Origin of the sequence: Kitasatospora phosalacinea (assembly GCF_000716545.1) — a bacterium.
In the GTDB taxonomy this organism is placed as follows: domain Bacteria; phylum Actinomycetota; class Actinomycetes; order Streptomycetales; family Streptomycetaceae; genus Kitasatospora; species Kitasatospora phosalacinea.
In genome coordinates this window covers 22,806-46,532 of sequence record NZ_JNWZ01000027.1, presented here as the reverse complement: position 1 = coordinate 46,532, position 23,727 = coordinate 22,806, and the positions used below count along the sequence as shown (strand labels likewise).

Sequence of the window (23,727 nt, the reverse complement as noted above, 5' to 3'; positions counted from 1 at the left end):
AACGCGAAGGGTTCGCCACTCATGCTCCGCATCGCCGTCCCCAACAAGGGTTCGCTCTCGGGTCCCGCGGCGGAGATGCTCCATGAGGCCGGCTACCGGCAGCGCAAGGAGGCCAAGGAACTCGTCCTGGTCGACCCGGACAACCAGGTCGAGTTCTTCTTCCTGCGCCCCCGCGACATCGCCGTGTACGTCGGCTCCGGCCGGCTCGACGTCGGCATCACCGGCCGCGACCTGCTGCTGGACTCGGCCTCCGAGGCCGAGGAGGTGCTCGCGCTCGGCTTCGCCGGCTCGACCTTCCGCTTCGCCAAGCCGGTCGGCACCGGGATCTCGGACGTCCGGGACCTGGACGGCCTGCGGATCGCCACCTCGTACACCGGCCTGGTCGAGCAGCACCTCGCCGAGCACGGCGTGAAGGCCACCGTCACCAAGCTGGACGGCGCCGTCGAGACCGCCGTGCACCTGGGCGTCGCCGACGTCATCGCCGACGTGGTGGAGACCGGCACCAGCCTGCGCAACGCCGGCCTGGAGGTGTTCGGCGACCCGATCCTGGTCTCCGACGCCGTGGTGATCCGCTCCAAGGGCGCCGGCGAGGACGCCGCGGTCGAGCAGTTCCTGCGCCGCCTGCAGGGCGTGCTGGTGGCCCGCCGCTACGTGCTGATGGACTACGACATCCGCGCCGAGAAGGTCGGCGAGGCCGTCGCCCTCACCCCGGGCCTGGAGTCGCCGACCGTCTCGCCGCTGCACACCGAGGGCTGGGTCGCGGTCCGCTCGATGGTGCTCCGCAAGGAGGCCCAGCGGATCATGGACGACCTGTGGGCGATCGGCGCCCGCGCCATCCTGGTCACCAACATCCACGCCTGCCGCATCTGACCCGCCACCGGGCGGGGGCCGCCGGCGCGGCCCCCGCCCCACCCTGGAGCCACCCGTGTCCGTGCCCGCACCCGCCGCCGTCCTCCCCGTGACCTGGGCGCCCCGCCGCAACCGCGTCGTCCTCTACGCGCTGTGCGTCGTGCTGGTGGTGCTGTTCTCGGTGCTGGCCGCCGTGCTGCCGGAGAGCTGGCAGTTCAACGACCGGGCGATGATGGTCTGCTCCGGCCTGCTGTTCGCCGCGGTCGGCCTGATGCTGGCCCGCCCCAAGGTGGTCGCCGACGACGCGGGCCTGACCGTGGTCAACTTCGTCCGCAGCCGCCGGCTGGCCTGGGCCGAGGTGGTCCGGGTGAACCTCCGGGCCGGCGACCCCTGGGTGACGCTCGACCTCGCCGACGGCACCGCGCTGGCCGCCGTCGGGATCCAGCCCGGCGGCGGGCGCGCGCAGGCCGTCGCCGCCGCCCGCGCCCTGCGCGCCCTGGTCGAGGAGCGCGGCGCCGGGCAGCCGGCCTGACACGCCCCCGGTCGGACGGGTCGAACAGGGCCAAAGGAGCGTTCGGGTATCGTCTACGCTGGTAAAACCGCGGCAAAGCCCCACGCACGTCCGGGGCTTCCCGCGTCCACCCGCGACCAGAGGAGTGACACCTCCCCTCGATGGACGATCCGTCCGGTAGTACCCGCGCCGCCGCGCACGTTTCCAGCCGGGGAAGGCGGGCGGCCCGATGACCACCGCCTGGCTCCTGCTCCTCGCGGCCTTCCTGCTCATCCTCGCCAACGGCCTGTTCGTGGCCGCCGAGTTCGCGTTCGTGACCGCCGACCGCGGCACCGTGGAACGCGCCGCGGCCGCCGGCGACCGCAAGGCCAGGAGCCTGTCCAAGGCCCTGCGGAAGCTCTCCTTCCAGCTCTCCGGCGCCCAGCTCGGCATCACCATCACCTCGCTGGTGGTCGGCATGCTCGCCGAACCGGCGCTGTCCGTCCTGCTCAAGCCGGTGTTCACCGCCGTCGGACTGCCCGACTCGGCGGCCCGCGGCACCGCGGTGATCGTCGGCCTGGTGCTGGCCACCGTGATCCAGATGGTGATCGGCGAACTCGTCCCGAAGAACTGGGCGATCTCCCGCCCCATGCAGGTCGCCCACGCCGTGGTCGGCCCGCAGCGGGTGTTCTCCGCCGCCTGCCGACCGCTGATCGCCTTCCTCAACGGCTCCGCCGACCGGATCGTGCGCGCCTTCGGCGTCGAACCGCAGGAGGAGCTCGGCCACGCCCGCACCCTCGACGAACTCGCCGCCCTGGCCCGGCACTCCTACCAGGCCGGGGCGATGGACGAGCAGTCCGCGACGCTGTTCGTCCGCACCCTGGGCCTGCGCGAGCTGACCGCCGAGTCCGTGATGACCCCGCGGATCGACGTCGCCGCCCTCCAGGAGGACGCCACCGCCACCGACGTGCTCAACCTGACCCGGGCCACCGGGCTGAGCCGCTTCCCGGTGTACGCCGAGAGCCTCGACGAGGTCACCGGCACCGTCACCCTCAAGGACGCCCTCGCCGTCCCCGCCGGACGCCGCGACCACACCAGGGTCCGCCACCTGGCCGCCCCGCCGCTGCTGGTCCCCGAGACCATGCCCGCCGAGCGGCTGCTCGACCTGCTGCGCGGCCGCGAACCGATGGCCGTGGTGGTCGACGAGTACGGCGGCACCGCCGGCGTCGCCACCATCGAGGACATCGTCGAGGAGGTGGTCGGCGAGGTCCAGGACGAGCACGACCCCGCCGACACCCCCGACCTGCGCCCGCTCGCCCCGCGCGACGGACTGCCGGTCTGGGACGCCGACGGCCGCGCCCGGCTCGACCAGCTCGCCAAGATCGGCCTGAACGCCCCCGACGGCCCGTACGAGACGCTCGGCGGCCTGCTCGCCGACCTGCTCGGCAAGCTCCCCGCCGTCGGCGAACGCGGCCGGCTGCCCGGCTGGGAACTGACCGTGACCGCCGTCGACCGGCACCGCACCAGCCGGGTCGAGGTCCGCCGGGTGCACGAGGACGACCAGGACGACCAGGACGGCACCCGATGAGCGCCCTGCAACTCGCCTTCTCCCTGCTCCTGCTGCTCGGCAACGCCTTCTTCGTCGGCGCCGAGTTCGCCGTCATCTCGGTGCGCCGCAGCCAGATCGAACCGCTCGCCGAGGCCGGCGACAAGCGCGCCCGCACCGTGCTGCACGCGCTGTCCAACGTCTCCGCGATGCTGGCCGCCGCCCAACTCGGCATCACCGTCTGCTCGCTGCTGCTCGGCGCGCTCGCCGAACCCACCATCGCGCACCTGCTGGAGCCCGCCTTCCACGCCTTCGGCGTGCCCGACTCGGCGATGCACCTGCTGAGCTACGGCATCGCGCTGAGCATCGTGGTGTTCCTGCACATGGTGATCGGCGAGATGGTCCCGAAGAACCTCGCCCTGGCAGGCCCGGAGAAGGCCGCGCTCTGGCTCGGCCCGCCGCTGGACCGCCTGGCCCGCCTGCTCACCCCGTTCATCGCCTTCCTGAACGCCTTCGCCAACGGCGTGCTGCGGCTGTTCCGGGTCGAGCCCAAGGACGAGGTCGACTCGGTCGCCACCAGCGAGCAGCTGCTGCTGATGCTCACCGACTCCGGCGAGGCCGGACTGCTCGACGACAGCCGCCGCGAACGCCTGGAGGACGCCCTGGAGATGGGCAGCCGCCCGGTCACCGAGGTGCTGCTCGCCCCCGAGCAGCTGGTCACCGTCGGCCGCGAGGTCACCGGCGAGGAGATCCAGCGCCTCGCGGTGCGCACCGGCTTCTCCCGCTTCCCGGTCGCCGACGAGCAGGGCGCCGTCCTCGGCTACCTGCACCTCAAGGACTCGCTGGAGGCCGACGACCTCACCGCGCCGATCCCGGCCCGGCTGTGGCGGCCGATCACCGTGCTCCGCGCCGGTCTGCCGCTGGACGACGCGCTCGCCGCGATGCGCCGCGCCGCCGCCCACCTGGCCGCCGTGGTCGACCCGGACGGGCGCCAGCTCGGCCTGGTCGCCCTGGAGGACGTGCTGGAGGAGCTGGTCGGCGAGGTGCACGACCCCGACCACCGGCCGCCCGCCACCGCCCAGCGCTGACGACGGGCCCGCCCCCGCGGCCGCACGGCGCGGGGCGGGGGCGCTACACCACGTCGATCGTCACCGAGGTGAAGCCCAGCGAGCCCAGCAGGCCCGACAGCATCGCCTTGGTGTTGTTCTCCGCCGTCTTCGGCAGCTCGGTGTCCTTCGCCGCCTTGTCGATCTTCTCGACCGCCAGCAGCTCGACCTTGTGCTGGTCGTCGGAGGTGCTGGAGGAGAACAGGTCGCCGAGCCGGTCGAACAGGCCGCGCTCCTGCGAGTACATGTAGGAGTTCTTGACGTCCAGCGACGCCCCCGCGAGCTGCCCGTGCGGGATGGTGATGGTCACCGTCCGCCGGTCCTCGGAGACCTTCACCGAGTCCGGCCCGAGCTTGCCGAGGTCCACGTACGCCTCGACGGTGCCCGCGCCCACGTACAGGCTGCGGGTGCCCAGGATCGCCGACGGCAGGAACTTCGCCTCGTTGGCGAGGTCCACGATGACCTGGAAGTTGCCGGTGGCCGCGTTGTAACGGCTCATGTTCTGGATGGACTTGAGCACCACCGGCTGGCTGCGGTCCACGGTCTTCTCGGCGAACGGGTTGGGGATCCCGGGCAGCCAGCCCAGGTTGGCCATCCCCAGGAACAGCGCGAAGACCACCGCCAGCGTGATCGGCAGCGACAGGTACCAGGGCACCCGGCGCCCGCCGCCCGTCCGGCCGAGCGGCTCCCGGTCGTCCCGGTCGTCCCGGGCCCTGCGGAGCTCCCGCGTCCCGTCCTCGGCTCTCGGCGTCGGGTCCTCGTCGTCCGCCCGGCCCGCGCGGGACTTCCCGAGGCCCTTCACTGCCGGCCTTCGATCAGTTCGCCGTAGGCCTGCAGCAGGTCGGGCAGCCGGAGGGTGGACAGGTCCTCCCGGGAGGGCGTGCCGCGCAGCGCGGAGAGCCGCAGGTCCCGGTAGGCGCAGGACTTCTCGTACAGGGTGCGGACGAAGCGGCCGTTGCCGAGCTGGTCGATCCAGCCCTCGGCGACCACGTGCCCGCAGATCGAGGACAGCTCCTCGGCCGCGTCCACGTCCCAGTCGTCGCCGTCGGCCCGCGCCAACTTCACGCCGATGTCGGCCAGTTCGGCGGGCCGGTAGGAGGGGAAGTCGACCCGGGTGGTGAATCGGGAGTTCAGACCCGGGTTCGTTGCCAGTAGTCGATTCATGCCGTCCGGGTACCCCGCGAGGATGACGACCAATCTGTCCCGGTTGTCCTCGGCCCGCTTCAGCAGTACCTGCAGCGCCTCGTCGCCGTACGCGTCACCCTTGCTGTAGCCGGAGTTGGCCAGCGAGTACGCCTCGTCTATGAACAGCACGCCGTCCAGCGCCGAGTCGATCAGCTCGTTCGCCTTCACCGCCGTCTGGCCCAGGAACTCGCCCACCAGGTCGGCCCGTTGGGCCTCCACCAGGTGGTCGCCGGAGAGCAACCCCAGGGCGTGGAAGACCCGGCCGAGGATCCGCGCCACCGTGGTCTTGCCGGTGCCCGAGGGGCCGGAGAACACGAAGTGCCGCTTGGGCGGCTGCACCGGCAGCCCGCGGTCCGCGCGCAGCCGGGCCATCCGCAACTGGGCCGACAGCGCCCGCACCTGGCGCTTGACCGGGTCGAGGCCGACCATCGCCTCCAGTTCGGCCAGCGCCTGGTCCAGCTCCAGCCGGGCGGCCGGCGCCGGGTTCGGGCCCGAGGGCGGGACGGCCTGCGCGGCGGGCCAGCCGCCCGACCGCGGCGACAGCGGCGAGGCGCCGACGGCCCGTTCGGCCAGCTGCGCCCGGCCCGGCTCGGCCGGGGCCGGCTCCTCTTCCTCCTCCTCGGCGCAGGCCTCCTCGCTGACCCCGCCGGAGCCGCCGCGGAACTCCACCAGCTCCAACTCCTCCAGGGCGCCCGGCGGTTGCGCCGTGCCCCGGTAGCCGCCGAACGCCTCGCCGTCCAGCAGCCCGTCCTCGGCGGCGATCGCCGCCAGCCGCTGCTCGGTGTCCATGAACGCCGGGTCCGCCCGGTGCACCGCCCGGTACAGCGGCAGCGCCGCCGCGCTGCGCCCCGCGCCCTCGTACGCCCGGGCCAGCCAGTAGCGCAGCTCCTTGCGCTGCGGCTGCTCGGAGCGGCAGCGCGTCAGCGAGGCCGCCAGCGGGCGCTGGGCCTGCGCGCACATGTCCAGGCGGACCCGGGCCATGCCGGCGAACAGGCCCGCCTCGATGCCCAGCACCGGGTCGTCCAGCAGGCGGTCGGTGTCCCGGATCAGCTGCTCCCAGTCCTTGAGCAGGTAGGAGCGGCAGGCGTGCAGGAAGCGCACCGCGGGCTCCTGCTCGGGCGGCGGACAGGTCGTCAGGGCGTGGTCCAGCTCGGTCAGGTGGCGGCCGTCCAGCCAGTGCGAGGCGTGCGCCAGCGCGAGGTCCCGCGGGGTCTCCAGCACCGGCTGCACCCACCAGCCCAGCCAGTACCAGGAGCTGAGCGGGCGGCGGTGGCGCTCGCGCTGCTCGCCGAAGCGGTCCCGGTGCCGGTGCATCGCCAGCAGCGCGCCCGCGGTGTCGCTGCGCAGCGCGTGCAGCCCGAGCCAGGCGTCGGCCATGCCGGGGTCGACGTAGACCGCGGCGCGGAACTCCTCCTCCGCGCGGGCGTACGAACCGGCCGTGTAGGCGTCCATGGCACGCGACCAGGCGCGGTCGGCGTCCGGATCCGGACCCGCCGCGGCGGGACCCTTGCCGCCGGAACTCTCCACCGTCACTGACGCCCCCCGCCAGACCTCGGGGCGCTCCTCTGCGCGCCTGCGTGGCATGGTACCGGCGCGGCGCTGATCCGTAAGGGTGACGCGCGGCTCGAATGGCGCGAGACGATCGCATCCCGACGGGCGCGGGGGAGGGCAGGACGGCGCCTCCGGCTCACGGGGGAACAAGCCGGAGGCGCCGTGTCTGTGGTTGCGGATTCAACTGCTTTCCGCGACACGCAGAACTTAAATCCTGTCGATGTCGCAGGTCAAGAGGGGTGTGTTCGGTTCACTCAGGGTGCTGCGGAGGATTCGCCCGGTGACCCCGTCGACCCGCAGGTCCGCGTGCGGGCGGCTCGGGTCGGCCGCGAAGTGGGCGTGCTCCGCACGCGACCAACCCGCCCAGAACTCGGCCAGTTCCGGACCGTCCCGCAACTCGCCGCGGGCCCGCGCCGCCGCCTGGTCCAGCTCCATCCACAGCAGCGCCGCCAGGTGCGGGCGCACCGCCCGCCGGCCCGCGCCCACCCCCTCCAGCAGCACCACCGGCGCCGCCGGCACCTCCCGCACGGCGCCGAACTCCCGCGCCGTCCAGTCGTACACCGCGTGCCGGGCCGTGACCCCGCGGGCCAGCGGCTCCAGCACCTGCGCGCGCAGCCGCTCCGTCCAGCCGAACGGCTCCCGGTGGGTGGCCAGGTCGTCCAGGTGCACCACCGGCGCGCCGCCGAGCGCGGCGGACAGCCGCCCCGCGAACGTGGTCTTGCCGGAACCCGCGTGCCCGTCCACCGCGACCAGCCGCACCGGCCCCAGCGAGGGCGGCAGCGCGAGCAGGCCCGCGGCCGTCGCGGACAGGTCGGGGGCGGCGCCGGGGGAGGCGCCGGGAGGAGCGGCGGGGGGGACGGCGTCCATCCGGCCAGGGTACGGGGCCGGGCCCGTCGTCCCGGGGGGTGATCCCGGAGGGCACCGCGTGCGGCGCCCTCACCAGGACGTCGGACCGCCGGGGGCGGCCCGGCTTCTCGGGTGCGCGCGGGCTCAGGCCGCGCGGCGGTCGCGCTGCGCGGGCACGGACGCGCGCACCGCGCGGTGGGCCCCGGCGTGCGAGAACGGCTGGGTGCGCCAGTCCAGCGCCGTCGGCAGCGCCACCAGGTGGGCCGGGCCGTCCCGCTCCGGCCGCTCCTCGCACTCCGGCAGGTCGGCCGTCGGCGCGCCGGTGCCCCGGCAGATCGCCGGCTGGAAGGGGTTCCACGCGGAGGTGAGCACCGCGTGCTGCGGCAGGCGCTCCTCGTCGCCGATCAACGCGATCGGCCGGTCGCAGACCGGGCAGTGCACCCGGACGGTCTCCCAGGTGTCGGTCGCGCCCTGGTCCGCCCCGAAGGGCGCCTCGGGTTCGTCCTCGACGTCGGAACGCTGGTCGGTGGAAGGCATCGTGATCCCCCTAGGATCGGGCCGGAGCCTCTCGTTGTCCGGGCCACCAGCAGCACTTCCCATTGAGGGCGTGTCATAACCCTGCGCTCCGGCGCACGGTGATGCACCGACTGTGTTCCTCGCCACATTCCCCTGGCACGTGCCCCCCGGATGCGCCCCCCGGTGAGCTGTCTGCACAGCCCGGCCGCGATCGAGTAGGTTGACGCCTTGTGGAGGAACTCGACCAGCGCATCGTCCAGCTGCTGCTGCAGGACGGACGGATGAGCTACACCGACCTGGGCAAGGCCACCGGCCTGTCCACCTCGGCCGTGCACCAGCGGGTGCGCCGCCTCGAACAGCGCGGTGTCATCCGCGGCTACACCGCCATCGTCGACCCCGAGGCGGTCGACCTGGCGCTCACCGCGTTCATCTCGGTCAAGCCCTTCGACCCCAGCGCCCCCGACGACACCCCCGAGCGCCTGGTCGGCCTGTCCGAGATCGAGGCCTGCCACAGCGTCGCCGGAGACGAGAACTACATCCTCAAGGTCCGCGTCCCCGGCCCCGGCGACCTGGAGGACCTGCTCGCCCGGATCCGCTCCGCCGCCGGCGTCTCCACCCGCACCACCGTCGTCCTCTCCACCCCGTACGAGGCCCGCCCCCCGAAGCTCTGACCGGGCCGTCCAGAGTGCGAGACTGGACGCCATGACCGAACGCACCGACCGGACCGTGCTGCTGCGCGGCGGCAACGTCTACAGCCCCGCCGACCCCTTCGCCACCGCCATGCTGGTCGAGGGCGAACACGTCGCCTGGGTCGGCAGCGACGGAGCCGCCGAGGCGTACGCCGACACCGCCGACGAGATCGTCGAACTGGACGGCGCCCTGGTCACCCCCGCCTTCGTCGACGCCCACGTGCACGCCACCTCCACCGGCCTCGCCCTCACCGGCCTCGACCTCACCGACTGCGCCTCGCTCGCCGGAGCACTGGACCGGATCGCCGCGTTCGGCGCGAGCCGCACCGGCGGCGCCCTGATCGGCCACGGCTGGGACGAGACCCGCTGGCCCGAGCACCGCGCCCCCGCGCTCGCCGAACTCGACGCCGCGGCCGGGCCCGTCCCGCTCTACCTCTCCCGCACCGACGTGCACTCCGCGCTCGCCACCAGCGCGCTGCGCGCCCTCGTCCCCGGCCTGGACGCGCTCCCCGGGTACGACGCCACCGGCCCGCTCACCCGCGACGCCCACCACGCCGTGCGGCAGGCCGCCCTCGCCCACCTCACCCCCCTCCAGCGCCGCGACGCCCAGCACGCCACCCTGCGCCGGGCCGCCGAACTCGGCATCGGCACCCTGCACGAGTGCGCCGGGCCGCAGATCTCCTCCGCCGAGGACCTCGCCGCGCTGCTCGCCCTCGCCGCCGAGACCGACGGCCCCGAGGTGTACGGCTACTGGGGCGAACTCGGCCCCGAGGGCATCGAGACCGCCAAGCGCCTGGGCGCGGTCGGCGCCGGCGGCGACCTCTTCGTCGACGGCGCCCTCGGCTCGCACACCGCCTGCCTGCACGACCCCTACGCCGACGCCGCGCACACCGGCACCGCCTACCTCACCGCCGCCCAGATCGCCGACCACGTCACCGCCTGCACCGAGGCGGGCCTGCAGGCCGGCTTCCACGCCATCGGCGACGCCGCGATCGGCGCCGTGGTGGAGGGCGTGCGCGCCGCCGCCGACAAGCTCGGCCCGGACCGCGTCAAGGCCGCCCGGCACCGGGTCGAGCACGCCGAGGCGCTCACGTACGAGACGCTCGCCGCGTTCGCCGAACTCGGCCTCACCGCCTCCGTCCAGCCCGCCTTCGACGCCGCCTGGGGCGGCCCCGACGGCATGTACGCCGCCCGCCTGGGCGCCGAGCGCGCCGCCGCGCTCAACCCCTTCGCGGCGATGCTGCGCACCGGCCTCCCGCTGGCCTTCGGCTCCGACGCGCCGGTCACCCCGCTCGACCCCTGGGGCACCGTCCGGGCCGCCGCCTTCCACCGCACCCCCGAGCACCGGATCTCGGTGCGCGCCGCCTTCACCGCCCACACCCGCGGCGGCCACCGCGCGCTCGGCCACGACGCGGACGGCGTCCTCGTCCCCGGCGCCGTCGCCTCCTACGCGATCTGGGCCACCACCGACCTGGTCGTCCAGGCCCCCGACACCCGGATCGCCGGCTGGTCCACCGACCCCCGCTCCGGCACCCCCGGCCTGCCCGACCTCACCCCCGGCGAGCCCCTGCCGGTCTGCCTGCGCACCGTGGTCCGCGGCCGCACGGTCCACCGGCGCACCGCCTGACGGCCCCGGCCCGGTGCCGGGCGGGGCCGTCAGGCGTCGTCACCGGGCCGGGGCAGGCATCAGGAGGCGCCGGTCGGGCCGCAGAAGGCCAGGTCCACCAGCGAGATCGCGGTGGGGGTCAACTGGGCGCCCTTGACGGGGTCGTACGGGTTGACCGAGACCGCGAGCTGGCGGCGTCCGGCGCGGTCGCCGAACAGGTAGGTGGAGTAGCCGTAGATCCCGCCGGGGTGGCCCCAGACGCTCCCGCAGGACAGCTTCAGCTCCATCAGGCCGAGCCCGTAGGAGGTCGGCGGCTCCGCGTCCGCCGGGACCGTGGTGGTCATCTGGGCCAGCTGCGCCGGGGCGAGCAGCCGACCCCCGAGCAGGGCGGCGTCGAACCGGGCCAGGTCGTCGAGGCTGGAGACGAGTTCGCCGGCCGCGCCCGCCACCGAGGGGTTGAGGTCGGTGACGTCCGCCGGGCCGTCGGAGAGCGCCAGGTAGCCGTGGCTGTGCGGGCCCGGAACGGTGGTGGAGGTGCCCGGCAGCGAGGTGCGGCGCAGCCCCAGGGGCTGGATCACCCGGTGGCGCACCTCGCTCCGCCAGTCGTGGCCGGTGACCCGGTCGACCAGCTCGCCGAGCAGCAGGTAGTCGGTGTTCGAGTAGTGCCAGCCCCGGCCGGGCGCGAAGTACGGCGGGTGCGAGACGCCGATGCCGATCAGCTCGGACGCCGACCAGGTGCGCCAGCGGTCCCGGTCGAGCAGCCGGCGCAGGTCGGCCTCGGTGTCGTAGGCGAACCGGCTGTCCTCGGTGTAGTCGAACAACCCGGCGGTGTGGTTCATCACCTGGCGCACCGTGATCGCCGCGCCGTTCGGCACCACGCCGGGCAGGTAGCGCTCGATCGGCTGGTCCAGCCCGACCCGGCCCTCACCGACCAGTTGCAGGACCACCGTGGCCAGGAACGGCTTGGTGACGCTGCCGGCCCGGAACCCGCCCTCCACCGGCGCGGGCCGCCCCGTGGCCAGGTCCCCGACGCCGGACGTGCCGCGCCACACCACCCGCCCGTCCTGCCGCAGCTCACCGATCGCCCCGCTGGCCCCGGCCCGGCCGGTCAGCGCGTCCAGCCCCTGTTGCAGCAGGCCCGGCCGGGCCTCCGCCCCGGGCCGGGACCCGGGGCCTTCGGGAGCGCCGGTGGGCGGCTCCGCCGCCGCGGCCCCGGCGGACGCGGCCGGGACGAACACCGAGGCGCCCGCGAGCAGTGCGGCGGCCAGTCGCAGTGCGCCCGTTCGGTACTGCTTCACGCGATTCTCCTTCTTCGGAAGTACGGGACGGCCGGGGTTCGTCGCAGCCCAGCTTCACCGCTCCGGGCGGCGGGGGCGTCCCTCGCCGGGAGGAGGAGGCCGGGCACGGGGGTCGTCCCGGGGGAGGAAGGCGCGCCGGCGCCGTTCCGACCATCGGGGGGTGGCGCGGCGGCCCGGCCCCGGTCGGCCCTGACGTCCGTTCAGGACCGGGGGCTGCGCGAGGCCGCGCACGCCGCCGACTCCCCGGGCCCGCGCGCAGGCCGCGCAGCACGCCCAGCGGCTCCCCCGCCCCTGGTCGAGGGCCTCCCGGCCGGCTCGGCCTGCCGGTCGTCCCGACCACGGCCGGCCTGCCGCCCCGGGACGAGGCCACCGGCCTGCCGCTCGGCGTCCGGCCGGTCGTCGCCCCCCTGGCGCGGGGACCTGCTCCTCCGGGACGCCCGCACCCCGGAGGAGGCGCCGCCCGCCGCCGGGCGCCGCCCGCCGCCGGGCACCGCCCGCTGGCCTGCCGCTGACGGGCCGTCGGCCGGACGGTGCGGCCGGGGGAGTGAGGTACCTTTCCTGGGACGTCGAACGAGGTGGGACAGCCGTGCCCCTCGCACGCGCGGAGACGATCCCGAGGTAGAGAGGTGGTGCGCAGGTGGCACTGCCGGTTTCGCACGAGCAGCAGGAGCGCCCGGTGGCCGAGCAGGACGCGGAGCCGGTGGCCCCCGCGCGCGGGCGCCGCCGGGTCTGGTGGGCCAGGACCGGGCTGGCCGCGCTGTCCGGCCTCGCCCTGGCCCTCGCCTTCCCGCCGTTCGACCTGTGGCCGCTGTCCGTCCTCGCGGTCGCCGCCCTGGCCCTGCTCACCCGCGGCCGCACCGCCCGGCACGGCGCCTGGATCGGCTTCGCGTTCGGGGTGCCGTTCTTCGTGGTGCTGCTGTCCTGGCTGCGCCCGGTCGGCTGGGACGCCACCGTCGGCCTGTCGCTGATCGAGGCGCTGTTCCTGGCGCTGATGGGCGCCGGCCTGGCGCTGACCTCGAAGCTGCGCGGCTGGCCGCTGTGGGGCGCGGTGCTGTGGGTCACCCAGGAGTGGATGCGCGACCGGCTGCCGTTCGGCGGCTTCCCGTGGGGCCGGCTGGCGTTCGCCAACACCGCCAGCCCGTTCACGCCGCTGGCCGCGCTCGGCGGCGCCCCGCTGGTGACCTTCGCGGTCGCCGCCGCCGGCGCCCTGCTGGCCTGGGCCGCGCTGAGCGCGGTGCGGGCCCGGCGCACCGACACCGAGATGCCCTGGCGCACCGCCGCCGGCGCGGTGGGCGCGCTCGCGCTGGCGCTGGCCGGCTACGCCGTGCCGGTGCCGACCTCGGCCGACGACACGGTGAAGGTCTCCCTCGTCCAGGGCAACGTGGACCGCCCCGGCATGGACTTCCTGGGCCGCCCGATGGAGGTGCTGGACAACCACGCCACCGCCACCGAGAAGCTCGCCGCCGACATCGCGGCCGGCAAGGTCGCCAAGCCCGACATCGTGATCTGGCCGGAGAACGCCTCCGACCTGGACCCGTTCACCGACCCGGCCGCGTACGCCCGGATCGACGAGGCGGTCAAGGCGGTCGGCGTGCCCACCCTGGTCGGCGCCCTGGTCGACGGCCCCGACGAGCAGCACGTCCAGAACGAGGGCATCGTCTGGGATCCGGCCACCGGCCCCGGCGCCTCCTACACCAAGCAGCACCCGGTGCCGTTCGGCGAGTACGTGCCGTTCCGCGAGGAGCTGTCCAAGGTGATCAGCCGCCTGCAGCGGGTCGCCCGGGACTTCTACCCCGGCACCCACAACGGCGTGATGCAGCTCGGCCCGGCCCGGATCGGCGACGTGATCTGCTTCGAGGTCGCCTACGACGAGATCGTCCGGGACGCCGTCGACCAGGGCGGCCGGGTCATCGTCGTGCAGACCAACAACGCCACCTACAACCGCACCGGGCAGACCGAGCAGCAGCTCGCGATGTCCCGGCTGCGGGCCGTCGAGCACGGGCGGGCGGTGCTGATCGCGGCGACCAGCGGCGTCTCCGCGGTGATCGCCCCCGACGGCACGGTGCAGCAGCGCACCGGCGAGATGGAGCAGGCCGTGCTCAACGCGGTGGTGCCGCTGCGCGACGGCAGGACCGTCGCGGACCGGGTCGGCGCCGCCCCGGAGTGGGTGCTGGCCCTGGGCGGCGTGCTGGCGTGCGCGTTCGCGGTGGCCGGCGCGGTGCGCCGGCGCCGGGCGGAGGGCCGCGCCGCGGCCGAGCGGGAGGCCGGGACCACCGCCTGAACCGGAGCCGGGCCCCGCGGCCCCGGGCGCGCGCCGAGGGAACCCCGAGGAACACGGCGCCCCCCGGGGCCGTTGTGCTGGGTGGTGCCGTGGACGCGGCCGGGCAGGCCGGCCGCCGCGGAGAGCACCGCGATGGAGTGGATCCGTACCGTGTCCCAGCAAGCAACCCCGGCCCGCCCGGCCCGCCGAGGCAGGCTCGCCCGCACCGTGCCGCTGCTGGTCGTCGCCTGGCTGGTGCTGGAGATCTGGCTGGTCACGGTGGTGGCCGGCTGGATCGGCTGGTTCCTGACGCTCCTGCTGCTGGTCGGCGGGGTGTTCCTCGGCGGCACGGTGATCAAGCGCGCCGGGGCGCGGGCGTTCCGGGCCGCCGTCGAGCTGTCCAAGGACCCGCAGTCGGCGCAGCCGCAGACCGGCACCTCGATGACGGTGCTGGCGGGCGTCCTGCTGATGATCCCCGGCTTCCTGTCCGACCTGCTGGCCGCGACCTTCCTGCTGCCGCCGACCCGCGCGCTGTGGCGCGTGGCCGGCCGCCGGATCACCGGCTCGGCGCTGCGCTCCACCTCCCCGCTCGGCGCCGACCGGTTCGCCGACGCGATGCGGTTGCAGGAGCAGCTGCGCATCCACCGGCCCGACGGCAAGGTCGTCCAGGGCGAGGTCGTCGACCCGCCGGCCGGCCCGCGCGGCCCGTCCGGCCCGGACACCGGGCACCGCCCGCCGATCGCGCCCTGACGGCCCGTGAGGAGCGCACCGCCGCGGGTGAGGTGAGCGGGAACGCCGAAGGGCCCCGGTGGGGGAACCGGGGCCCTTCGGCGGTGGTGCGGGGTGTGCGTGTCAGGCCGACTTGCGCGAGTCACGCGGGTGGATCGCCAGGTTCATCCCGCCGGAGCGCAGGACGGCCAGGCGCTCGGCCAGGACCTCCTCCAACTCCTCGCGGGTACGGCGCTCCATCAGCATGTCCCAGTGGGTGCGGGTGGGCTTGGTCTTCTTCTCCTCCGGCTCCTCGCCGTCGAGGAGGGCGGCCTCCTGACCGCAGAAGCGGCACTCCCACACCACGGGAATCTCCGCCTCGACCGAGAACGGGACCTCGAAGCGGTGTCCGTTCTGACATGCGTACTCGACGGTCTGGCGCGGTGCCAGGTCAATGCCGCGGTCGGTCTCGTAGCTGGTCGCCCCGAGTCGCGTGCCGCGGAGAGCTCGCTCGCTCATGAATCGTGCCTCCCGGGCTTCTTGCCCACAGGACTAGTGGTCGCTGTCTTCGTCGCTGGGTCCAACGCTCGACCTCCGACGAAGATTCCCGTCCGGGACATACGTCGCCTGTCGTGCCGCCCCTGTTTGTACCCATGGTCGCCCGTTTTGTCACATCTGAGCGGTGTTATCACCCGGCGTGTCACATTTTGTGCACTTCTGGTCGGCCGGAAAGCGCAGGTCGGACGGGCCTCCTACCAGGCCGGGCTCGGGTCGACCCGGGCCGCCTCCTTGGTCAGATCCGCCGGGCCCGGTTCGGCGGCGGTCGGTTCGGCGGGCTCGGCCGCCCCGGCGACCGGCGGCGCCGGCTCGGCCGCCCCGGTGCGGGAGTCGCGGTGCGGCAGCAGCGCGACCACCGCGTCCCGCAGCGGGGCCGGGGCGTCCTCGTCCAGCGGGTCGACGGTCACCGGGACCTGCAGCCGGACCGGGGCCGCGGTGCCGATCCGGGCGTAGCCGCGCCCGGGCGGGGTGTGCGCGGCGGGCGCGATGTCCAGCGGGCCGCCGAGCGCGGCCGGGCCGGACTCCGTGTTCACCGGGCCGAGCACCACCCGGGCGCGGGTGCAGGTGCGCACGGTGGCGGAGATCCGGTCCCGGGCGTCCAGCGCGTCCGCGAACACCACCGTCACCCGGGCCGCCCGGCCGTGCCGCAGCGGCACCTCCAGCAGCTCCTGCGGATCGGTGCGGCCCTCGGCGCGGGCCAGCTCGGACAGCTCGGTGAGGCGGTCGAGCAGGATCCACAGCGGACGGGTCACGTCGGCGGGCGCCGCCATCCCGTGGTGCCGGGCCGCGTTCAGCGCCACCAGCCGCCGCTCGGTCTCCTGCGCGCACCACTCCAGCGCGGCCAGCGCCCCGTGCAGGCTGGTCTCCACGGTGTGCACGCCCGGACGGTTCACCAGGCAGGCGTGCTCGCCGGTGCTCGCCCCGTCCACCACCACCAGGTCGCCGTGCGGCAGCGCCTGCAGCGCGATCGAGCGCAGCAGGGTCGAGGTGCCGTGGCCGGACGCGCCCAGCGCCAGCAGGTGCGGCTCGGCCGAGCGCGGCCCGACCCGCCAGATCACCGGCGGCTGCTGGTCGGTGACGCCGCCCTGCTCCACCGGGATGGTGCGGTGGCTGCCCGCGTCGTCGGTGAAGCCGAGCACGATCTCGCCCGGCGCGGTGACGAAGCGCTGCGCGGCGATGTCGGCGGGCAGCGGGGAGAGCGCCGTCACCCGCAGCCGGTTGGACTCCTCGTCCCAGTCGAAGCGGTACTCCCGCGAGCGCCCCGCCTTGCCCTGCACCACCTGCTCGATCCGGGCCCGGGCGGTCGGCTCGGTGTCGGTGAAGTACGCCGGGTAGGCGATCTCCAGCGCGGCCAGCCGGCCGTCCGGGTCGAACGCCCAGTCGGAGAGCGCCGACTTCCACTCGCCGTCCACCCGGTACAGCGCGCCCGGGTCGGCGTAGCCGCCGAAGTACGGGGTGAGCGCCGCGTACAGGGCGGGCAGTTTGACGTCCGCCGGGTCCGGCTCGGGCTCCGCCGGGGTCCTGGGGGTGCGGCCGACCCAGGCGGCCGAGGCGACCAGGGCGACGATCGCCAGCAGCGGGCCGTGCGGCAGCAGGAAGACGCCGAGCACCACGGCCGCGCCGACCAGCAGCGTCGGGCCGCGCCGCTCCTTCGGGGTGGCCGACCAGTGGGACCTGGCCCAGTCGACGTGGCGGCGCAGGCCGCGGCCGATCAGCGCCAGCGGGGCGAACACGTCGGCGGCGTGGTCGCCGGCGCTGCGGGCGAGGTCGCGGCCCCGGGTGAAGTGGCGGGTGAGGGACATGCGGGCTCCGGAGGGCGGGGAGGGGGGAATGGGAGCGGGACGGCGGGGCCGGCGGGGGACGGGCCGGCGGGGGCTGGCAGAAGGCCCGGGGCGGTGGGATCTCCGCGCCCGGGCCGTGAGGAGCAGGGACCGCTCAGAACTTCAGGCCGCCGATCAGGCTGGCCAGGCTCGCGCCGCCCGCCTGGATGCTCGGGGCGATCGAGGAGCCCGCGACGTAGAAGCCGAACAGGGCGCACACCAGGGCGTGCGAGATCTTCAACCCGTCCCGGCGGAAGAAGAGGAAGGCGATGACGCCGAACAGGACGATGCCGGAGATGGAGAGAATCACGGGATTGCTCCTCACGAGGGGCGGGGACGGTGTTACGGAAAGTGCCTCAATGGTGACAAGAAGTAATAGATGATGAGGTGCGGCAAACGGGTGGATCTCACCCGGACACCCGGATCGGCGGTATACGTCCGGGGTGCGGGACGCCGGTCGCCGGTGCACAGGGCCAGTGGACCGCACCGGCGCGGTCAGGCGTCCCCGCGCCGGGCGCGCCCGTGCCCCGCGCACCCGGAATTCGCCCGAACGGCGGCGCCGCGGGGCGCCCGGGCCGGGTCGCGGCACGTCCGGGCGGGGCCCCGGGGGCGTCCGGGCGGTGCCGCGGGGGCGTCCGGGCGGGGCCGCGGGGGCGTCCGCTAGCGTTCGCGGTGACACGACCAGGACGAGACCGGCGGCCCTGTGCGGCCGCCCACCGGAAGGCGGAACACCCCGATGACCGACCCCACCCGGCAGACCGACTCCGCCCCGCGGCCGGACGAGGAGGTGATCGCGCTGGCCGGGCGGCTCTTCGACGCCGCCCGCACCGGCGACGCCGCGCTGCTCGCCGCGTACCTCGACGCGGGCACCCCCGCCGACCTGACCAACGACCGCGGCGACACCCTGCTGATGCTCGCCGCCTACCACGGCCACGCCGCCGCCGTCACCGCGCTGCTGGAGCGCGGTGCCGAAGCCGACCGGGCCAACGACCGGGGGCAGACGCCGCTGGCCGGCGCCGTCTTCAAGGGCGCCACCGAGGTCGTCGAGGCCCTGCTCGCCCACGGCGCCGACCCGCTGGCCGGGACGCCCTCCGCGCTGGACGCGGCCCGGATGTTCGGCAAGGACGACCTGGTGGCCCGCCTCACCCGGGCCTGAGACGGGCCCAGGCCAGGCGGGCGCGAGACAGGCGCGGGCCGGCCCCCGGAGCGGGTCGCGCGGGGTCCGCTCCGGGGGCCGGGGGGCGGGACCGTAACCTGGGCGCCATGGAGATCCGCACCACCGGCTTCGGACACCCCGACGCCCAGCAGCTCGCCGCCGACGTCCAGCAGGAGTACGTCCGCAGGTACGGCGACGGCGACCAGACCGCCATCCACACCGACCACTTCGACCCGCCCGCCGGGCTGTTCGTGATCGGCTACCAGGACGGCCGGCCGGTGGCCTGCGGCGGGTGGCGCGCCAAGGAGCGGGACGCGGACGGGCTGCGCGACGGCGACGCCGAGCTCAAGCGGATGTACGTCGTCCCCGAGGCCCGCGGCAGGGGCTACGCCCGTGCCGTGCTGCGCCACCTGGAGGCCGCCGCCGTCGCGGCCGGCCGCACCCGGCTGGTGCTGGAGACCGGCACCCTGCAGCCCGAGGCGATCGCGCTCTACGCCTCCGAGGGCTACGCCGAGATCCGCAAGTTCGGCTACTACAAGGACCACGAGCAGAGCATCTGCATGGGCAAGGAACTCGCCCCCGTCGCGGTCCCCGCCGCCGCCGTGCAGGGCGCTGACGTGCGGTAGCTGTAACTTTCTTGCCCGCGAACCGGATCGGGGCGGTCGCGGACCCGGGGTGCCGGGTCCACGGCCGCCGCGCCGTTTCGGGATCCCTCCGCAGGTCGGGGCGGTGGGCGTCGAAGGACAGTCGAACGCCCGTCGAAAATTTCGGAGTTCGCCCGGTGGCGGACGGCCCGGCGCTCCGTTGCCGGGGCCGCGCGGGCCGCCGTACGGTCCGTGCACCCCACCCACCCCGGAAGGACCCACCATGGCTGTACAGTTGCGGGCAGCACACCGGCCCGGGCGCGCCCTCGCGGCGCTCGCCCTCGCCGCCGCCGGCGGACTGCTGGCCGCCGCCACCGTCGGCAGCGGCCCGGCCGGCGCGGCCGGCACCACCCTGCGCGACCTGGCCGAGGCCAAGGGCAGCTACTTCGGCACCGCCCTGACCCAGTCCAACCTGAACAGCTCCACCATCACCGCCATCGCGGGCACCCAGTTCGACGTGGTCACCCCCGGCAACGAGATGAAGTGGGACACCACCGAACCCTCCGCCGGGAACTTCAACTTCGGCCCCGGCGACCAGATCGTCTCCTTCGCCAAGGCCCACAGCATGCGGGTGCGCGGCCACACCCTGGTCTGGCACAGCCAGCTGCCCAACTGGGTCAGCAGCCTGCCCACCAGCCAGGTGAAGGCCGCGATGGAGAACCACATCACCACCGAGGCCACCCACTACAAGGGCCAGGTCTACTCCTGGGACGTCGTCAACGAGCCGTTCAACGAGGACGGCACGCTGCGCACCGACGCCTTCACCAACGCGATGGGCTCCGGCTACATCGCCGACGCGCTGCGCACCGCGCGCGCCGCCGACCCGAACGCCAAGCTCTACCTGAACGACTACAACATCGAGGGCCTGGGCGCGAAGAGCGACGCCATGTACCAGCTGGTGTCCTCGCTCAAGCAGCAGGGCGTGCCGATCGACGGCGTCGGCTTCGAGAGCCACTTCATCGTCGGCCAGGTGCCCAGCAGCCTGAAGGCCAACATCCAGCGCTTCACCGCGCTCGGCGTGAACGTCGCCATCACCGAGCTGGACGACCGGATGCCCGTCCCGGCCAGCGCCGCCAACCTCGCCCAGCAGGCCACCGACTACGCCTACGTGGTCAACTCCTGCCTGGCGGTGACCGGTTGCGTGGGCGTCTCGCAGTGGGGCGTCGGCGACCCGGACTCCTGGATCCCGGACTTCTTCTCCGGCTACGGCGCGGCCACCATGTACGACGACAACTACCAGCCGAAGGCCGCGTACAACGCGGTGGTGACCGCGCTCGGCGGCTCCTCCTCGCCGTCCCCGTCGGTCTCCGCCTCGCCGTCCTCGTCCGCCTCGCCGTCGGTGCCGCCGACCGGCGCGGCGTGCAAGGTCAGCACCCAGGTCAGCGCCTGGAACACCGGGCTGACCGAGAACGTGACGATCACCAACACCGGCGGCAGCGCCGTGAACGGCTGGACGCTGGCCTTCGCGCTGCCCGGCGGGCAGAGCGTCACCAACGCCTGGAACGCGACCGTCAGCCCGGCCACCGGCCAGGTCGGCGCGAGCAACCTGTCGTACAACGCGGCGATCCCGGCCGGGGGCTCCACCACCTTCGGCTTCCAGGCCAACCACACCGGCAACGCGGCCGCCGCGAGCGGCTTCACCCTCAACGGGGTGGCCTGCGCGGCGGGTTGATCCGGACCGACTGACCCGGGGCGGGCGGCCCCGGTCGGTTGAACCGGGGCCGGGCGGGACCGGGGCCGCGCCACGGGTGCGGCCGGGAACCGCCCGGCCCCGAGCCGGCCGCCTCGCGGGTGGCGGCCGGCGGCGCGGTGGGGGCGGTGCGGCGCCCCCACCGCGCGTCTTCGCGTCTTCGTGTCCGGGCGTCGCGGGGCGTCCGGCGGGAAATGCCTGGCGGCGGGCGGCGCGGTGCGGCATCGTGGCGGGTGATGACTGAGGACAGCGGTGGTGCGGCGGCGGAGCTGGGTGAGGCCGAACTCGGCCGGATGGCGGGGCGGCTGGCCCGGGTGGGCGGGATCGTCGGGGTCTGCCTGGGCGGCAGCCGGGCGCGCGGCGCGCACGCTCCCGGGTCCGACTACGACCTCGGCCTCTACTACCGCCCCGGCGAGCTCGACACCGGCGCCCTGCGCGAGCTGGCCGCCGACCTGTGCGGCAGCCCGGTCGAGGTCACCGAACCCGGCGGCTGGGGCCCCTGGGTGGACGGCGGCGCCTGGCTGGACATCGGCCCCGCCCGGGTCGACTGGCTGTACCGGGACGTGGAGCGGGTGCGCCACTACGCCGCCGAGGCCCGCCGCGGCCGGTACGAGAGCGGCCAACAGCCCGGGCACCCGTACGGCGTGCCCTCCTACTCCTACCTCGGTGAACTCGCGCTCGCCCGAGTGCTGGCCGACCCGGCCGGGGAGCTGACCGCGCTGCGGGCCGAAGTCGCGCAGTTCCCGGAGGAGTTGAGGCGGACGCTGGAGGCGGACGCCGCCTGGGAGGCGCCGTTCGCGCTGGCCAACGCGCGCAAGGGCGCCAAGCGCGGGGACGCCGCCCACGTCGCCGGGTGCCTGTTCCGGGCCGTCGGCCTGCTGGTGCACGCGCTGCACGCGCGGGCCGGGCGGTGGGTGGTCAACGAGAAGGGGGCGATCGCCTCGGCCGGACGACTGCCCTGCGCGCCACCGGAGTTCGAACGGCGCGCCCAGGAGCTGTTCCGGTTCGCCGGCACCGACCCGGTGAGCCTGGCCGCCGCGCTGGACTCGGCGGACGCCCTGACCGCCGAGGTGCTGGCCGGGGCGGGGCGCGGCTGATGGGCACCGGGATCGAGCCGTACCCGGAGCGCCCGCACCGCCGGGCCCGGCCGCTGCGCAGCCCGTACGGGCAGCGGGAGGCCGTCCGGCAGCCGGGCCGGACCCTCGCCGACCGCACGGCCACGCCCGGCGGTCGGCTGCTGTCCGTCGGAGACCGAACCGTGCGGTTGCGACCGGGAAGGAGCGTGCGGCCATGACGGTCGCCGAACTGACGACGTCCAGGCTGCTGTTGCGCCAGTGGCGGGACACCGACCTGGAGCGCTGGGCGGAGCTCAACACCGATCCGGAGGTGCGCCGGTACTTCGGGACGCTGCTCGACGCGGCGCAGGCCGCCGCTTCGCTGGAGCGGTTCCGGGCGGAGCTGGCGGAGCGCGGCTGGGGCTGGTGGGCGGTCGAACTCCGTTCCGAGCGGAGGTTCCTGGGCTTCGCCGGGCTGGACCCGGTGGACGAGGAGATGCCCTTCGACGGGGTCGAGGCCGGTTGGCGGCTGCACCGCGACTCCTGGGGGCACGGGTACGCCACCGAGGCGGGGCGGGCCGTACTCCGGTACGGGTTCGAGGAGTTGGGGCTGCCAGAGATCCTGGCGGTGATCGCCGAGGACAACGCGCCCTCGCGGGCCGTCGCGCGGCGGCTGGGCATGGCGCACGACCCGGCGGCGGACTTCCTCGATCCGAGCGTGCCGTCCGGCCCGGGGCGGCGCGCGGTGGTGTACCGGCTGCGCGGCTGAGCGGTCAGCCGGCCGTCGGGAGCAGTTGGCGGTGGGCGCGGCGCAGCAGGGCGGCGAAGCGGTCCGGGTCGGTGAGGCTGAGCAGGTGGCCGCCGGGGGTGTGGAAGAGCCGGGCCGGGGTGCCGGCGGCCCGGACGGCGGCCAGGAAGCGGCGTTCGTCGGCCCGGAACGGCAGGTCGGAGCCGCCGTTGAGGAACAGCGTGGGCGTGGTCAGCCGGCCGGCCAGGGCGAGGAAGTCGTGGCGGCGCAGCTCGGCGACGCCCTCGGTGAGCGCGGGCAGGTGGAAGCCCCCGGCGAGGACCGCCTCGGCGGACTCCGGCGGGAGCATCCGGCGCATCGCCCAGGCCTGGAAGCGGGCCGAACGCTCGTACCCCATGCGGTCGTTCAGCCGTCCGGCGGCGGCGTACGCGGCGGCCCGGCGGCCGGTGGTGCGGGCGGTGCAGCCGTGCAGCAGGAGCGCGGCGAGGTCCTCGGGGTGGCGGGCGGCGTGGGCGAGCGAGACGTACCCGCCGAGGGAGAGGCCGACCAGCAGGGGGCGCCGCCCGGTCGCCTCGTACGCCTCCCGGACGGCCAGGCGGACGGTGGCGACGGCCGCGTCCAGGGTGAACGGGCGGTCGGTGAGGGCGCCGTGGCAGGGCAGGTCGGGGGTGCTGACCCGGAACTCGGGGGCGAGGCGGCGGGCGTGCGGGCGCCACATGGCGGCGGACAGCCGGATGCCGTGCACCAGGACCAGCGGGGGAGCGGTGTCCGGGCCGAACACGGACAGGCCCGGGGCGGGCCGGCGGGAGGTCACTTCGCCTCCGCCGCGCGGTCGAGGACGGGGGAGGCCGCGAGCATGTGCTCCTGGACCAGGCCCAACACGTCGGCCGCGCGGGCGAGTTGGTCGGGCGGTGTGGCGCCGAACGCCACGGCGAGCAGCTCGCAGCGGGCGGCCCGGACCTTCGCCAGCACCCGGCGGCCCTCCGCGGTGATCGCGATGACGCCGGAGCGCCCGTCCGCCGGATCGGTGCGGCGGACGACCAGCGCGTCGGCGCGCAGCCGGCGCAACTGCAGGGAGGCCGTCGAGATGTCGATGCGCAGGCACTCGGCGATGTCGGAGACCCGCATCGGGCCCGCCGCCTCGAAGTGCTCCAGTAGCCGCAGTGCGCTGGACGGCATGTCGTACCCGGCCAGGCGGGCCACCTCGGCGCGGACGTGCTTGCTCTCGCTCCACCGGACCAGTGCGGACAGCGCCAGCTCCAGCCGCGCCAGCTCCGGCGCGGCGGTGGACGGTGGGGTGGGGGTCGCGGTCACCCGACCAGCGTACCGGGCCGGGTCGGCTCCCTCTGACGGGTCGGTAACTCGTCCCGTGCGAAGGGAAGTTGCCCTCCGGTGCGGCGAATGCT

The 23,727-nt window shown here is 75.1% G+C and carries 23 protein-coding genes; 13 read left to right on the top strand and 10 right to left on the bottom strand.

Annotated elements, in window-relative coordinates:
• Positions 1-21: 21 nt before the first annotated feature.
• From hisG to OO48_RS15715, 4 genes are all read left to right on the top strand, one after another.
• Positions 22-870, top strand: a complete 849-nt coding sequence (hisG, locus tag OO48_RS15730) for an ATP phosphoribosyltransferase (protein ID WP_033216495.1) — start codon at positions 22-24, stop codon at positions 868-870.
• A gap of 55 nt (positions 871-925) precedes the next feature.
• Positions 926-1,381: a PH domain-containing protein gene (locus OO48_RS15725; RefSeq protein WP_425338545.1), complete on the top strand. Its 456-nt coding sequence runs from the start codon at positions 926-928 to the stop codon at positions 1,379-1,381.
• 208 nt (positions 1,382-1,589) lie between these two features.
• Positions 1,590-2,927, top strand: a complete 1,338-nt coding sequence (locus OO48_RS15720; protein WP_033216493.1) for a hemolysin family protein — start codon at positions 1,590-1,592, stop codon at positions 2,925-2,927.
• Positions 2,924-3,973 (top strand): hemolysin family protein, encoded by a 1,050-nt coding sequence (locus tag OO48_RS15715; RefSeq protein ID WP_033216492.1) that lies wholly within the window; start codon positions 2,924-2,926, stop codon positions 3,971-3,973. Before OO48_RS15720 ends, OO48_RS15715 begins: the two co-directional genes overlap by 4 nt.
• A 43-nt stretch (positions 3,974-4,016) precedes the next feature.
• Here OO48_RS15715 and OO48_RS15710 read toward each other — a convergent pair whose 3' ends face one another.
• From OO48_RS15710 to OO48_RS15695, 4 genes are all read right to left on the bottom strand, one after another.
• Positions 4,017-4,793, bottom strand: a complete 777-nt coding sequence (locus OO48_RS15710) for a DUF4230 domain-containing protein (RefSeq protein WP_081952153.1) — start codon at positions 4,791-4,793, stop codon at positions 4,017-4,019.
• Positions 4,790-6,628, bottom strand: coding sequence for an AAA family ATPase (locus tag OO48_RS15705; RefSeq protein ID WP_106970334.1), 1,839 nt, complete (start codon positions 6,626-6,628; stop codon positions 4,790-4,792). Before OO48_RS15705 ends, OO48_RS15710 begins: the two co-directional genes overlap by 4 nt.
• A gap of 306 nt (positions 6,629-6,934) precedes the next feature.
• Complete coding sequence (locus tag OO48_RS15700; RefSeq protein WP_051732175.1) at positions 6,935-7,594, bottom strand: uridine kinase family protein; 660 nt, start codon at positions 7,592-7,594, stop codon at positions 6,935-6,937.
• A gap of 123 nt (positions 7,595-7,717) precedes the next feature.
• On the bottom strand, positions 7,718-8,110 hold the full coding sequence (locus tag OO48_RS15695; RefSeq protein WP_033216491.1) for a hypothetical protein: 393 nt from the start codon (positions 8,108-8,110) through the stop codon (positions 7,718-7,720).
• A gap of 209 nt (positions 8,111-8,319) precedes the next feature.
• On the opposite strand from OO48_RS15695, the gene OO48_RS15690 reads away from it, so the two are divergent.
• Positions 8,320-8,760, top strand: a complete 441-nt coding sequence (locus tag OO48_RS15690; protein ID WP_033216490.1) for an Lrp/AsnC family transcriptional regulator — start codon at positions 8,320-8,322, stop codon at positions 8,758-8,760.
• Between the two features lie 31 nt (positions 8,761-8,791).
• Positions 8,792-10,405 (top strand): amidohydrolase, encoded by a 1,614-nt coding sequence (locus tag OO48_RS15685; RefSeq protein ID WP_033216489.1) that lies wholly within the window; start codon positions 8,792-8,794, stop codon positions 10,403-10,405.
• Positions 10,406-10,464: 59 nt separating this feature from the next.
• Here the strand turns inward: OO48_RS15685 and OO48_RS15680 are convergent, their stop codons facing one another.
• Entirely contained in the window at positions 10,465-11,682 is a 1,218-nt protein-coding gene (locus OO48_RS15680; protein WP_051732174.1) for a serine hydrolase domain-containing protein, read from the bottom strand.
• 637 nt (positions 11,683-12,319) lie between these two features.
• Between OO48_RS15680 and lnt the strand changes: the two genes are divergently transcribed.
• Both lnt and fxsA read left to right on the top strand, forming a co-directional pair.
• Positions 12,320-13,963 carry an apolipoprotein N-acyltransferase gene (lnt, locus tag OO48_RS15675; RefSeq protein WP_051732173.1) on the top strand — a complete coding sequence of 548 codons (1,644 nt, stop codon included), beginning with the start codon at positions 12,320-12,322 and terminating at the stop codon, positions 13,961-13,963.
• A gap of 150 nt (positions 13,964-14,113) precedes the next feature.
• The gene (gene fxsA / locus OO48_RS15670; protein ID WP_245194663.1) at positions 14,114-14,692 is read left to right on the top strand and encodes an FxsA family membrane protein; all 579 of its coding nucleotides are present in this window, start codon (positions 14,114-14,116) and stop codon (positions 14,690-14,692) included.
• 102 nt (positions 14,693-14,794) lie between these two features.
• On the opposite strand, the gene OO48_RS15665 is transcribed toward fxsA, so the two are convergent.
• The 3 genes from OO48_RS15665 to OO48_RS15655 form a co-directional block, all read right to left on the bottom strand.
• Positions 14,795-15,169, bottom strand: coding sequence for an RNA polymerase-binding protein RbpA (locus OO48_RS15665; RefSeq protein WP_014134296.1), 375 nt, complete (start codon positions 15,167-15,169; stop codon positions 14,795-14,797).
• 233 nt (positions 15,170-15,402) lie between these two features.
• Positions 15,403-17,010 (bottom strand): FtsK/SpoIIIE domain-containing protein, encoded by a 1,608-nt coding sequence (locus tag OO48_RS15660; RefSeq protein WP_033216483.1) that lies wholly within the window; start codon positions 17,008-17,010, stop codon positions 15,403-15,405.
• Positions 17,011-17,143: 133 nt separating this feature from the next.
• Positions 17,144-17,338, bottom strand: coding sequence for a hypothetical protein (locus tag OO48_RS15655; RefSeq protein ID WP_014134294.1), 195 nt, complete (start codon positions 17,336-17,338; stop codon positions 17,144-17,146).
• Positions 17,339-17,764: 426 nt separating this feature from the next.
• Here OO48_RS15655 and OO48_RS15650 point away from each other — a divergent pair, with 426 nt between their 5' ends.
• From OO48_RS15650 to OO48_RS15630, 5 genes are all read left to right on the top strand, one after another.
• Entirely contained in the window at positions 17,765-18,184 is a 420-nt protein-coding gene (locus OO48_RS15650; protein ID WP_051732171.1) for an ankyrin repeat domain-containing protein, read from the top strand.
• 107 nt (positions 18,185-18,291) lie between these two features.
• Positions 18,292-18,810 (top strand): GNAT family N-acetyltransferase, encoded by a 519-nt coding sequence (locus OO48_RS15645; RefSeq protein WP_033216480.1) that lies wholly within the window; start codon positions 18,292-18,294, stop codon positions 18,808-18,810.
• Positions 18,811-19,051: 241 nt separating this feature from the next.
• Positions 19,052-20,500, top strand: a complete 1,449-nt coding sequence (locus OO48_RS15640) for a glycoside hydrolase family 10 protein (RefSeq protein ID WP_033216478.1) — start codon at positions 19,052-19,054, stop codon at positions 20,498-20,500.
• A 254-nt stretch (positions 20,501-20,754) separates the two neighbouring features.
• A complete protein-coding gene (locus OO48_RS15635) occupies positions 20,755-21,615 on the top strand; it encodes a DUF4037 domain-containing protein (protein ID WP_245194662.1) in 861 nt (286 codons plus the stop codon).
• Between the two features lie 193 nt (positions 21,616-21,808).
• Positions 21,809-22,342 carry a GNAT family N-acetyltransferase gene (locus OO48_RS15630; RefSeq protein ID WP_033216476.1) on the top strand — a complete coding sequence of 178 codons (534 nt, stop codon included), beginning with the start codon at positions 21,809-21,811 and terminating at the stop codon, positions 22,340-22,342.
• A gap of 4 nt (positions 22,343-22,346) precedes the next feature.
• On the opposite strand, the gene OO48_RS15625 is transcribed toward OO48_RS15630, so the two are convergent.
• Both OO48_RS15625 and OO48_RS15620 read right to left on the bottom strand, forming a co-directional pair.
• Entirely contained in the window at positions 22,347-23,135 is a 789-nt protein-coding gene (locus OO48_RS15625; RefSeq protein WP_081952152.1) for an alpha/beta fold hydrolase, read from the bottom strand.
• Entirely contained in the window at positions 23,132-23,635 is a 504-nt protein-coding gene (locus OO48_RS15620; RefSeq protein WP_051732170.1) for a MarR family winged helix-turn-helix transcriptional regulator, read from the bottom strand. Before OO48_RS15620 ends, OO48_RS15625 begins: the two co-directional genes overlap by 4 nt.
• Positions 23,636-23,727: the final 92 nt, after the last annotated feature.

Excerpts from the sequence above, each read along its gene's own strand:
- OO48_RS15720 (WP_033216493.1), top strand. The coding sequence starts at position 1,590 with ATGACCACCGCCTGGCTCCTGCTCCTCGCGGCCTTCCTGCTCATCCTC.
- OO48_RS15705 (WP_106970334.1), bottom strand. The coding sequence starts at position 6,628 with ATGGACGCCTACACGGCCGGTTCGTACGCCCGCGCGGAGGAGGAGTTC.
- OO48_RS15695 (WP_033216491.1), bottom strand. The coding sequence starts at position 8,110 with ATGCCTTCCACCGACCAGCGTTCCGACGTCGAGGACGAACCCGAGGCG.
- OO48_RS15660 (WP_033216483.1), bottom strand. The coding sequence starts at position 17,010 with ATGTCCCTCACCCGCCACTTCACCCGGGGCCGCGACCTCGCCCGCAGC.
- OO48_RS15665 (WP_014134296.1), bottom strand. The coding sequence starts at position 15,169 with ATGAGCGAGCGAGCTCTCCGCGGCACGCGACTCGGGGCGACCAGCTAC.
- hisG (WP_033216495.1), top strand. The coding sequence starts at position 22 with ATGCTCCGCATCGCCGTCCCCAACAAGGGTTCGCTCTCGGGTCCCGCG.
- OO48_RS15640 (WP_033216478.1), top strand. The coding sequence starts at position 19,052 with ATGGCTGTACAGTTGCGGGCAGCACACCGGCCCGGGCGCGCCCTCGCG.
- OO48_RS15645 (WP_033216480.1), top strand. The coding sequence starts at position 18,292 with ATGGAGATCCGCACCACCGGCTTCGGACACCCCGACGCCCAGCAGCTC.
- OO48_RS15715 (WP_033216492.1), top strand. The coding sequence starts at position 2,924 with ATGAGCGCCCTGCAACTCGCCTTCTCCCTGCTCCTGCTGCTCGGCAAC.
- OO48_RS15700 (WP_051732175.1), bottom strand. The coding sequence starts at position 7,594 with ATGGACGCCGTCCCCCCCGCCGCTCCTCCCGGCGCCTCCCCCGGCGCC.
- OO48_RS15635 (WP_245194662.1), top strand. The coding sequence starts at position 20,755 with ATGACTGAGGACAGCGGTGGTGCGGCGGCGGAGCTGGGTGAGGCCGAA.
- OO48_RS15650 (WP_051732171.1), top strand. The coding sequence starts at position 17,765 with ATGACCGACCCCACCCGGCAGACCGACTCCGCCCCGCGGCCGGACGAG.
- OO48_RS15685 (WP_033216489.1), top strand. The coding sequence starts at position 8,792 with ATGACCGAACGCACCGACCGGACCGTGCTGCTGCGCGGCGGCAACGTC.
- OO48_RS15630 (WP_033216476.1), top strand. The coding sequence starts at position 21,809 with ATGACGGTCGCCGAACTGACGACGTCCAGGCTGCTGTTGCGCCAGTGG.